This is a genomic window from Kamptonema formosum PCC 6407, from assembly GCF_000332155.1.
Lineage (GTDB): Bacteria > Cyanobacteriota > Cyanobacteriia > Cyanobacteriales > Microcoleaceae > Kamptonema > Kamptonema formosum.
On the sequence record NZ_KB235904.1, the window covers coordinates 1,262,590 to 1,274,159 of the forward strand.

At 47.0% G+C, this 11,570-nt stretch carries 9 protein-coding genes; 4 read left to right on the plus strand and 5 right to left on the minus strand.

Translation table 11 applies throughout. The annotated features are described in order from the left end of the window. Positions 1-111: 111 nt before the first annotated feature. The 4 genes from OSCIL6407_RS0122610 to OSCIL6407_RS0122630 all read right to left on the minus strand — a co-directional run bounded on the left by OSCIL6407_RS0122610 (position 112) and on the right by OSCIL6407_RS0122630 (position 6,934). Positions 112-2,505, minus strand: coding sequence for an Rne/Rng family ribonuclease (locus tag OSCIL6407_RS0122610; protein WP_007358404.1), 2,394 nt, complete (start codon positions 2,503-2,505; stop codon positions 112-114). Between the two features lie 507 nt (positions 2,506-3,012). Continuing rightward, positions 3,013-3,192 (minus strand): hypothetical protein, encoded by a 180-nt coding sequence (locus OSCIL6407_RS0122620; protein ID WP_019487697.1) that lies wholly within the window; start codon positions 3,190-3,192, stop codon positions 3,013-3,015. Between the two features lie 504 nt (positions 3,193-3,696). Further along, on the minus strand, positions 3,697-6,507 hold the full coding sequence (locus tag OSCIL6407_RS0122625) for a TIGR03936 family radical SAM-associated protein (RefSeq protein ID WP_019487698.1): 2,811 nt from the start codon (positions 6,505-6,507) through the stop codon (positions 3,697-3,699). 76 nt (positions 6,508-6,583) lie between these two features. Beyond that, positions 6,584-6,934 carry an STAS domain-containing protein gene (locus tag OSCIL6407_RS0122630; protein WP_019487699.1) on the minus strand — a complete coding sequence of 117 codons (351 nt, stop codon included), beginning with the start codon at positions 6,932-6,934 and terminating at the stop codon, positions 6,584-6,586. Between the two features lie 391 nt (positions 6,935-7,325). Between OSCIL6407_RS0122630 and OSCIL6407_RS0122635 the strand changes: the two genes are divergently transcribed. From OSCIL6407_RS0122635 to OSCIL6407_RS0122650, 3 genes are all read left to right on the plus strand, one after another. Continuing rightward, positions 7,326-7,520, plus strand: coding sequence for a hypothetical protein (locus tag OSCIL6407_RS0122635; RefSeq protein WP_019487700.1), 195 nt, complete (start codon positions 7,326-7,328; stop codon positions 7,518-7,520). Positions 7,521-7,662: 142 nt separating this feature from the next. Continuing rightward, complete coding sequence (locus OSCIL6407_RS0122640; RefSeq protein WP_007354104.1) at positions 7,663-8,835, plus strand: pyridoxal phosphate-dependent aminotransferase; 1,173 nt, start codon at positions 7,663-7,665, stop codon at positions 8,833-8,835. A gap of 391 nt (positions 8,836-9,226) precedes the next feature. Then, complete coding sequence (locus OSCIL6407_RS0122650) at positions 9,227-9,919, plus strand: response regulator transcription factor (protein WP_026103825.1); 693 nt, start codon at positions 9,227-9,229, stop codon at positions 9,917-9,919. Positions 9,920-10,173: 254 nt separating this feature from the next. On the opposite strand, the gene OSCIL6407_RS35530 is transcribed toward OSCIL6407_RS0122650, so the two are convergent. After that, a complete protein-coding gene (locus OSCIL6407_RS35530) occupies positions 10,174-10,437 on the minus strand; it encodes a hypothetical protein (protein WP_155523417.1) in 264 nt (87 codons plus the stop codon). A 653-nt stretch (positions 10,438-11,090) separates the two neighbouring features. Here OSCIL6407_RS35530 and OSCIL6407_RS0122660 point away from each other — a divergent pair. After that, the gene (locus OSCIL6407_RS0122660; protein WP_007354101.1) at positions 11,091-11,390 is read left to right on the plus strand and encodes a hypothetical protein; all 300 of its coding nucleotides are present in this window, start codon (positions 11,091-11,093) and stop codon (positions 11,388-11,390) included. Positions 11,391-11,570: the final 180 nt, after the last annotated feature.

Consider the following 11,570-nt stretch of genomic DNA (forward strand, 5'->3'; position numbering starts at 1 on the left):
AGAGTGGGGGAGATGGGGGAGATGGGGGAGATGGGGAAGTTAAATCTTCCCTATCTTCCCTACCTTTCCCATCCTCCCCATCCTGGCCCTTAATCTTCCCCATTTTCCTATTCATTCTTCAACCAAGGCAGAAGAACGACGACGACGGCGGCGATTCAGAGGTTCTTGCTCCTCCTGCTCGCTGGATCGAGAAGTTTCAGCAACACTAGAAACTTCACCGCTATGCTCGGAATAGTCATCGCTGTCTTCCTCAAAATATGCAGAGGAAACTAAAGAGGCGGCTGCATAATCTGGCTCTTGCCTTGCATAATCTGGCTCATCCTTTGCGTAATCTGACTCTTGCCTTGCGTAATCTGACTCTTGCCTTGCGTAATCTGGCTCTTGCCTTGAGTAATCTAGCTCTTGCCTTGAGTAATCTGGCTCTTGCCTTGAGTAATCTAACTCTTGCCTTCCATAATCTGGCTCATCCTTTGCATAATTAGACTCTTCCCCAATCTGCTCAGTAACGATCGCAGATTCTGCCTCCACTGGCGATCGCTCAACCTGCGGTGCAGTTCCCCCTTGTCCGGGAAGCGTTACCGAAATAATCGCGTTCTTGGGATTTTTCACCGTTCGATCCAACAGTAGCAACGGAGAAACTCCCATCAAAGCATAGACATCTTGTTCCTCTGGAGTCATTTCCACCGCAATCACTTCCGGCGGTTCTACCATTGGTTTCATGAGTTCTGGTCTAGCTGGTCGCACCCGCTCCAAATCGTCGCGATCGCGTCGTTGGCCAATAGTACTGGCAATGGGGAACGTCTCGGAACTTGCCCGCACTCCTGGAACTCCCAAGTATTCTCCTCTGGAATCAGCCATTGAAGGTACGCTTGGCACCCGTAACTTACTGCGCGTTGGCTCCTCCTCCCTCACAGGCAGATTACCCTCTCCCAGGCGTTGGCGCGATCGGCGGCGGCGGGCCCCATTCCCTAAATCCTGATAACTAGGGTGATTAATCAAATCCAGGGATGAACTGCTATTCCCATCGAAATCTAACCCCTCGTTCTGAGCTTCCCAAGCCGCCCGTGCAGGCTCAAGAGAGCGCTCTTCCCTAACAGGCCCAGGGGATTCCCCGAAGCTATGGCGGGGAGTACCAGTCAAACTGCGGCGTTCTGGCACTTCTGGCACTGTCGGCAATATTTCCGCAAAAGCGGGGCGAGGTAAAGAACGGTTTGAGGCTGCGGACTCACGCGCTGTAGAAAAGTCACGCACTGCTGGAGCTAGCTCATCTTCTCCTGGAAGTTGGACGAGATGACCCAATCCGCCGCAAGAAGGACAAGTGTGACCGAACAATTCATAAATATTTTGACCTTGGCGTTTGCGGGTGAGCTCTACCAACCCAAGTTCAGATAATTGGGCAATTTGTGGTCGTGCTTTGTCAGCTCTAAGGGCTTTATTGAAATGTTCTAGCACCTGTAACTGGTCGCGGCGCGATTCCATATCGATGAAGTCCACAATGATCACGCCAGCAATATTTCGCAGGCGCAATTGTCGGGCAATTTCCGTTGCGGCTTCGCAGTTAGTCCAAAGTACGGTTTCGCGGGCTGTAGCTGAGCGGGTGAAAGAACCAGAGTTGACATCAATCACCGTCAGCGCTTCTGTGGGCTGGATGATGATATAACCCCCAGAGGGCAAGTCCACTCTAGGTCTGAGGGCTTCTCTAATCGCGGGGTTGACGCGGAAATATTCCAGCATCGGAATCCGTTCGCGGTGGTGGTCGATCAGAACTCCCGGCGGTAGTTTGTTTCCATTCCAGGCCATTAAGTGCTGCTTGACGCGCTTAATGCCATTTTGGGAGTCCACGACAATTCTGTTCACGTCGTTGCTGAACATATCCCGCAGTACCCGCTGGATGAAATCATCGTCACGGTTGAGCAGGGCTGGAGCTCGAGTGGAACTACCTTCTTGTTGGACTGCTTCCCACTGCTTTTGCAAAACTTCTAAGTCTTCTATGATTGCCTCTTCTGTCATCCCTTCAGCTTCGGTGCGGACTAGCAACCCCATACCGGCAGGTTTGACTAAAATTGCTAGCGCTCTGAGGCGGTTGCGCTCGTTTTCGGATTTGATGCGGCGGGAGAGATTTACGCCCCGGCCGTAGGGCATTAGAACTAAGTAGCGTCCGGGAAGAGTAATGTTGCCCGTGAGTCGGGGGCCTTTAGTTCCCGTTGGCTCTTTCATCACTTGGACTAGGACTTTCTGCTGGGGAGCAAGCAATTCTGTAATCGCGCCTGCGGAGCGTTTCAACCGTAGGGGCCCTAAGTCGGTGACGTGCATAAAGCCGTTGCGATCGGGGTCGCCAATATTGACGAAGGCTGCGTCTATTCCGGGTAATACATTTTCAACAATTCCGAGATAGATATCGCTGACTTGGTGACTGCCAGTGGCGACTACGAGTTCTTGGATTTGATCTTCGGAAAATACAGCAGCAAGGCGATGCTGCTCCGCTATAACTATCTGCTTTGGCATTCAATTTCCTCAAATTTTTGCAGCAAGTTTAAGACACCTACGCTGCCCGTGCCTATGACTTTGGCTGTGATTGGTAGCTGCTTGTTAACTGTTAACTGTTAACTGTTAACTGTTAACTGTTAACTGTTAACTGTTAACTGTTTGTAGAGTTTAGATTTGTTTCTTAGTTGAAACCGACTATCGGCTCATAACTAAAATTATCTAAAATCTACTATCTAAAATCTTAATTTGTTCGTCAAATAGAGCAATTTTCTAACAATCTCAGACTAGCTAGAGCCGATTGATTGTTGAGTAAGCCCAGGCTCAATGGTGAGTCGTTCGCTTGAACTAATCGATATTTTTGCTCTTCCCCTCATTGGAGGGTTTGGCGTTGGATTTAGTCAAGAATGCACAAAAAGCTCGAAGTCTTGCCCAGAAGTGAGTTGCACCCAGCCCGCGTTGCTGGTTGACTCAGCGGCTTGCGCTAACAGCACTACTGCCACATCAGCTTCCTAAACACAAAGCATCTTAATTGGCACTTTCTGACAAGGGGATTCTTGCTTCACTGAGCCGACCGATCGCGGCATCTTTAACAATGCCAATTTTATCCCTTGGTAAAAACCAGTGGTATCGGCTATCTCTTGACAACCGTTTTGCTTCTGCTGCTGCTACTGTTGCTGCTGCTGGGGCTTGATAGAAACTATCCATCACTGCCAAAAAACAGTTAGGAATCTAATTCCTGCTTCTGCGTAGGGGTCGGCCCCTTCTACTTCACAGGCATAAATTCAGGTCGAGCCGACCTTACTAATTATACAATTCGTAATGATAACTTTGCGTCTTAACCATTATTTTCAGCTCCTTTAATCGCCGCGTCCCTTTGAACCTTATTAAAGGCGAGCTAGTTTTAAGACTACCAGGATATCAAGCCCAATCTTTGTAATCCGCTCAAAGCGGTAGCATTAGTTTTCTGCTATTTGCAATGATAGCACAACTTGCCTTAATCAGACAAATTTATGGAGTTTTAGACAATTTATTAACCACCTATTCTTCCTATTAAGAAACAAGTTTGCTTATGCTCAAGGCTACTGCTAAAAAACTCAAGTGATGTTTGGAGTTGTTTTGAACTCGCTAGATAACTAACGATCTTATAGATATAGTCACCTCTCCACGCACTATAGCATTATTCAGAAAACAAAACCGGGATCGAGAAACCTAGCTAAGGATGAGCTGGTTACGGTGGGTGGAAAGGAGTTGAATTTCCTGCGGGCTGACTTGTTCGAGCATATAGATGATATGCTCTGGTCGCATTATAGTGCCGTCGTTACGGCAACTGCCGATGCAGCGAAGGAGGGTAATTTCAGAGTTAGTTTCGCAGCTATTTGGGCTGTTACTCAATGCAGGTACAAGTTCCAATTCTTGCAGGCGATCGCGCAAATTGACGCTTTGCACCTTGCCAGACTTTGAGGTTTGCTCCCGCCAAAAAGCCGTAGCTGCTTTAATTTCCTCTACCCAATCTGCCCATCGGGGCTGAGGTTGTGGAAATTTGCCCTTACCTTCTAAATCCTCTGGCGATCGCACTAAACCTACTGTAATCAAATACTCGGCCTGCGTCAATAACTGGGTAGCGGAGGGAGCTTTGACATCAACCTCTTCAATTTTGTAAATGGGAATATTTTCGGGTAAATTAGCTGCCAGTTTTTCTCGAAAAAACGCCACGTCTACAAGTTGAGTCAGCTCAAAGTCCACAATTTCACCGCTACTGGTAGCGCCCAAAGGTAAGGCATTAGCTGGAGAAATCCGGGGACTAGGACGAAATCCGCCAGTAAAGGAAATCGGCAAGGAAGAGCGCCGCAGAGCGCGGTCAAATAATCTTACCAAATCCAGATGACTGACTAAAGCCAGATCGCCCAGCTTACCAAACCACACCCGCAAGCGCTGTTTGCGCTCTTGGTTGGGGACGAAATGACCTGCAAAGGGAGGAATCGAGGGAGGCACAACAACAATGTTATGACCGAAATCTGTCCCGCAGACACCACAGTGGGAACAGCCTTCAAAGGAACAGTCGGGAACTGTAGCTGCTTCTAGGGCTCGTTGCAAGTCAGTTTTCAGCCAAACTTTGTCAATGCCTGTATCTATATGATCCCAAGGTAGGGGGCGATCGAGAGCGGGAGGTGAAGAAACTTTATCCTCAAAACTTGCCTTGGTAACGCCTGCCTCTGGGGGGTCAATGCACTGGGATGGCGGCGTGACCTCACCTTCCATCACATTCCATTCCCCATTATCTACTAGGCGGTATTTCCAGCTTAATCCAGATTCTGCGATCGCCTGCGTCCAAGCGCCAAAAGCACGGTCTAAACTTTCCCACCAAGCATCCATTCCTGCGCCTAATTCCCAGGCGCGGCGGACAACTGGGGCTAAGCGGCGATCGCCCCTACCGATAAAGTCTTCCATCGCGGAAATCCGCACATCGGTAAAATTTACCTTAACCCCTTTCATTCCCCGAAATTCTGCCTTCAGTAAGGCTTGTTTGCGCTCGAACTCAGCGGTAGAGACTGAGTGCCACTGAAAGGGAGTGTGAGGCTTGGGCGTAAAGTTAGAAATGGTCAAGGTAAAATTTAACCGTCTGCGCCCAGATGCTCTACATTCCTGATGTAGCCAGCGAATTGTCTCCGCAATACCAATTACATCAACGTCCGTTTCTCCAGGCAAGCCGATCATAAAATACAACTTGATCTTGTCCCAGCCTTGCTCAAAGGCAGTTTTAACACCTCGCAATAGTTCTTCGTTGGTCAAACCTTTATTGATAATATCCCGCATCCGCTGAGTGCCAGCTTCCGGGGCAAAAGTCAAGCTACCTTGTCGCGTACCACCCAGGATGTTAGCGATATTTTCGTCAAATCTGTCTACCCGCTGGCTAGGTAAAGATAGGGTGATATTTTCGTCTTTGAGGCGATTTTTGATTTCTAAGCCTAGTGCTGGTAGTGCTAAATAGTCGGAACAACTCAGGGATAAAAGCGAAAATTCGTTATATCCTGTGGCTCTCATGCCTTGTTCGATCGCATCTGCAACTTGTTCGGGTTCGACATCCCTAGCGGGACGAGTTAACATTCCCGGTTGACAAAAACGACATCCGCGAGTGCAACCCCGGCGAATTTCGATGGTGAGGCGATCGTGTACTGTCTCGACGTAGGGCACTAAGCCGATGGAGTAGGCTGGTATAGGAGTTGCTACCCGCCGCAAAATTCGTTCGGGAACATCTGGCCTTGTGGGGTACACGGAGCCATCTGTTGCCATTTCGTAGAATTGGGGGACGTATACGCCGGGAATTTGAGCTAAATCTAGCAGTAATTCTTCGCGGCTCAAGTTATTAGCTTTGCCCAATTCTAGGACTAAACCAATTTCAGGAAGTAGTTCTTCCCCGTCTCCCAAGGCGATGAAGTCGAAAAAGTTGGCGTAGGGTTCGGGATTAGATGTTGCTGTTTGTCCACCGGCGAAGATTAGGGGCCAGGATGGGGAGGATGGGGAAGGTGGGGAGGATGGGGAGGATGGGGAAGGTGGGGAGGATGGGGAGGATAGGGAGGATTTAACTCCCCCATCTCCCCCCTCTCCCCCATCTCCTCGCTCTTTCCAAGTCAAAGGAATGCCTGCTAAATCAAGCATTTCTAAGATATTGGTGGCTCCTAGTTCGTAGCTGAGGCTAAAGCCGAGAATATCAAAGTCTGTGAGCGATCGCTTGGACTCGACGGCGAATAGGGGGGTTTGTGTCGCTCTAAGTTTTGCCGCTAAGTCTGCTGCTGGCAAGTAGGCGCGATCGCATAGTTGCCTGGGTACTGTATTTAAAATGTTGTACAGGATGATATGCCCTAAGTTAGAAGCACCTACTTCATAGACTTCGGGGTATGTTAAGACCCAACGCACGGTTGCGGTATCCCAAGGCTTATGTACTGCTCCTAATTCGTTTCCTAAATAACGGGCAGGCTGCTTGATTTCTGGGGTAAGTAATTTCTCTACTGCAACTGGCACGGCTCTACTCGCTTCTATTCGCTTCTACTGGCGATTTCTTCTGAGCCTACCTTAAAAATGGTTAATCCGCCAATGGTTAATGGCTATGGTTGTTTGCGATCGCAGTTTCAAAGCCAGCACCCATCTCGAAAATCTCGAAAACTTGGTCGAGTTGGCTGAGTTCAAAGATCATCCTAATGGCAGGGGGAACTGAACAAATGCTAAATCTTTTATTTAAGCTCTTGGCTCTTTTGAGCCCGGAAACCAATGCCAGCAAGCCGGAACTGTCTAAAAATTCTACTTTTTCGAGATTGACTAGCAAGGTCGAAAGCCCCGGATTGGCAAAAGCTGCGTTTAATTGGCTGTGAAATTCTCCAACGGTGACTGCATTCAGGTAGCTCTGGGGAGAGATCACTGTAATTGGTTCGCGGGCAAGAACTGCGTGCATGAGTCAAACCTCTGGTTACTACGTATTTTCAACTACGGTAGTGAGTGGGCTTCAGCCAACGCCTACGTCATATCCCTAAATTTAACCCAGAATTATCTGTATTGACTATCCCACCTAAGTAATTTCACTGAATCTTTATGATTTTGCACCCTTTTTTTAAAGTTTCTGTAAAGGTTGTAAAATTTATACTAGAGAAATACACTACTTTCCTTGCTTTAGTGTATGGGTGCATATACTTTCAGGATTCCTACGATCCTGGGGGCTTTCAAACCAAATTTGTCCCTTGATTCTCAAGGATGTGACAGATATCACTTGTGTTTCCAGCCTGAGATCACGGGCCCATTTAGACCTTGAGTCCAGAATTGAGATATGCGGAGTTCCCCTAACTATTATGCAAGCTACTCATGCTATTCGTAAACTTGTAGAAAAAGCCCTCTACATTAAGCGGTTGACTCCTGATATCGAAAATGAGATCAACTACGAGCTGACTAGGGTAGGTTACATCTCTGATGTTGACTTTGAGGCGCTAGAGTTATTGATGGATGAGATGGATGCGGGTCGGATTCAATTGGTACCTAGTTCTTAGCGGCAGGTGAAGGGGAGGTAATGAGAACGTTTTCCTCTTACCTGGGGTTGTCGTCCATAGCTTTTTTGAGAAAAATAACTTACCTTGGCGGTAAACTGTCATTGGTGCTTTAGAGTCACCCAGCCCTCTATTTTACATTGCCATGCAGTTTGCCAAGCGCTTAGAAAAAATACCGCCTTATCTGTTTGCTGAGATTGACCGAAAACGGGATGAGCTTGTCGCCAAAGGGGTTGATATCATTAATATGGGAGTTGGCGACCCTGACAAGCCTACTCCGGCTCATATTGTCCAGGCAATGCAGGAGGCGATCGCAGACTCTTCTACTCATAATTATCCTCCCTACCAAGGTACGAAAGATTATCGGCAAGCGGTGGTAGCGTGGATGGAACGCCGATTTGGAGTTAAAGATTTAAACCCTGACACGGAAGTTGTTTCTTCCATTGGTTCTAAAGAGTCGATCCACAACACTTTTTTGGCTTTTGTGGAACCGGGAGACTACACCCTGATTTCTGACCCTGGTTATCCAGTATATCGCACATCGACGATTTTTGCGGGGGGCGAACCCTATCCGATGGCGCTGACAGCGGCGAATGGATTTTTGCCAGATTTGAGTGCGATTCCTGAAGAGGTAGCGACTAAGGCTAAGTTGATGTGGATTAACTATCCTAACAACCCAACTGGTGCGATCGCAACTTTGGCAGATTTCGAGAAGTTGGTAGCCTATTGCAAAAAGTACGATATTTTGCTCTGCCATGACCACGCTTATTCGGAGATGGCTTACGATGGTTATAAGCCGCCGAGTGTGTTAGAAGTTGAGGGTGCAAAGGACATAGCAATTGAATTTCACAGCTTGTCTAAATCTTACAATATGACTGGCTGGCGCGTTGGTTTTGTAGTCGGAAATGCAACAGGAATTAAAGGATTAGGTCAAGTTAAGACTAATGTAGATTCAGGAGTTTTTAAGGCAATTCAACGAGCTGCGATCGCAGCCTATTCGACTACGGAAGCCGAATTACAAGCGGTGATGTCAGTTTATCAAAAACGCCGTGACATTATCGTTAAAGGTTTGCAATCTTTAGGTTGGCCGATTGAGCCACCGAAGGCTACGCTTTATGTGTGGGCCCCTGTACCCAAGGGTTATACTTCAACTGAATTTGTCAGTTTGTTGTTAGAGAAGTGCGGGATTATTGTGCCTCCTGGGAATGGTTACGGTGCAGCGGGTGAAGGATTTTTTCGTATTGCTTTGACGGTTGCTGATGAGCGGATGTATGAGGCAATTGAGCGGATGAAAGAAGCTGGAATTCGCTATTCTTGATGTTTGTTTACCGCAGATGAAAGCCGAAAGGCAAATTTTTTCGATGATTTGTGTTGATTAGGGTGATTCTGCGGTTTTTGGCAATTGATTCGCAACTCCTCAGATTGCTTCGTGCCTCGCAACTGATGTAAAATAGGAGTTATTGCCACTTGTGCAATATATAGCAACTGCTTTTGTAGGTTAGGGCTACGATGCTCAGAACTAAGGACTAGGGAAAAAAGGGGAAAGAAAATAAAAGTAAGGGCTTCGCCGCAGCTCATTTTTTCCACCCTTGATTCTCTTCCTCTTCTTCCCTTCTTTCCTTCTTCCCCTAGCCCTGAGCATCGTAGCCCCTAGCTATATCAGGTCAAATCAACTAAGAAAAAAGCCACAGAGCGAAATGGTAGCACAAATGTCAGCACGACTGTTATTAGTAGATGACGAGCCTGGATTGCGGGAAGCAGTACAAGCTTACTTGGAAGATAGCAACTTTAATGTTGACGTTGCCAGCAATGGGCGCGAGGGATGGGAACTACTGCAAAAAAATCCCCCTGATTTAGTAATTTCTGACATCATGATGCCCCAAGTTGACGGCTATCAATTTCTTTCGCAAATGCGCGAAGACCCTCGATTTAAGGCAATGCCAGTCGTGTTTTTGACCGCTAAAGGGATGACAACAGACCGCATCCAAGGTTATCAGGCTGGTTGCGACGCTTATATTTCCAAACCTTTTGACCCTGATGAGCTCGTGGCAATTGTCACCAATTTGTTAGTACGGCGGGCCGCCGCCAAGGAGTCTGGCGAAAATACAGAAACTCCTGATATTACAGCTTTGGCGAATCAGATGGCGAGAATAGAGTCATTCTTGACAGGACGCTCTGCGATCGCGCAATCTCCATCACCAATTAAAATAGATTTAACTCCGCGAGAACAAAGCGTTTTAGATTTAGTCGCCCAAGGCTTAATGAATAAGGAAATAGCCCGTCGCCTAGAAACCAGCGTTCGCAATGTAGAAAAGTACGTTAGCCGCCTATTCACTAAAACTGGTACCAATAGCCGCACCGAGTTAGTCCGCTACGCTCTCGAACATGGCTTAACTAAATAGGGGCTAGGGGCTAGGGGCTAGGGGCTAGGGGAAAAGAGGGGCTAGGGGCTAGGGGAAAAGAGGGGCTAGGGGCTAGGGAAGAAGGGGAGAAGGGGAGAAGGGGAAGAAGGGAGAAGGAAGAGGGGAAAGAGAATAAAAGTAAGGGCTGCGGCGCGATCGCGCTTGCCGAAGGGTGCGACGATTTAGAATGTCCTCATGGTCTTGGGGCTTGCAGTAACAGGCGATCGCACTTTTAAATCTATAGCACTTAAGCATTACTTACGTAACGCCGCCGTCTCGACATTATCCTTAAAGTCGAGACGGCGGTTGACGTTAGTGATATAGCAACCGCTACAACGGTTAGGACACTCGCTCATGGCCCAAACTATTGACTTTCTTCCCCTCTTTCCCTTCTTTCTCTTCTTTCCCTTCTTCCTTCTTCCCCTTCTCCCCTTCTTCCCTTCTTCCCTAGCCCTGAGCATCGTAGCCCCTAGCCCCTCTTTTCCCCTAACCGCCCTGGCGGTTGCTATAAGTACCAACACATTAAGAACTTTAGGACTTATGCAAAAACCCGGTTTCTTTGAAAAATCGTGACTCTCTACGAGAAATATAGGACTTACCCATTGTAAGGGTGTAGCAAGGCCTTGGGATTGCTTAGTTAATTGCTCAAACCCTTACTTTTATTGCATTTTACTTCTAACTCTTCACTTACAAGCTTTTTTCCATCTGATATAATAAATGTATTGACAGAAAAACACAGTCATGGTATATCACCGCCCATAATTAAAACTATTGTTCCAATTCCCATAAAGCTTAGAGCAATAGTATTTTCCTGCCGTCCATCTTTTTCTACTTATAGCAATACATTACCTAGTGCTAGCAGTGTGCCAGCGTGAAAACTGTTCCCTCTTAAATAGTAGGCAACTACTGGGTCAAAAAATGAAAAATTACCCTTGGTAACTTAAATAGTCCCATCATCTTACGGTTAAGCCTTGGTAGCTCTGTAGTAAGAAAGAGGGGAACAGTCCGCTGTAAACTAGCGCTAAGCAACCTGTAAAGGTAGTGTCACAGATTAGGGTACATCTTCTACGAAATTCAATCACCATCAATGAATAGAACAACTAATGAAATTAGCGCCGGACATAAATCCCAGAGCCGAACCCCATTACTCAGATTCAACAAGGAGAAAAAAATGTCTCATGCGATCGCAAAAATAATATTTTTTAGTACAGTATTACCACTGTTACTAACAGTAAGCACCAGTCAAAGCTGGGCTACTATTACCAGCATAAAAATTGCAGAAAGCAACAATTTAACCACCGCAAATCTTGAACATCAATCCCCCTTATCAAATCGTAATCTAAAAATGAAAGTCGAACTTGCAGAGGTACTAGGCAGGGGCAAAGATAGACGCTTGCAGTCAGATTTGCTGTTAGTAGCAGCTAGGAATGAAAAGACAAGAGAGTGTCGGGTATCAGGACTATGTTCGTAAGTATTATACTTTGGGTGAATAAAATGACCGCAGATGGTAACTGTAGAATTGAAACCAGCGCACCATCAGGGTTTCATTGTTATAGGCGCGGTTTTCACCGCCCAGTCTAAGAGGTCATAAAATTGAACCCGCGTAGGCGGGTTTTGTTTGTGTAGACGCGGTTTTAACCACCCAGTCTAA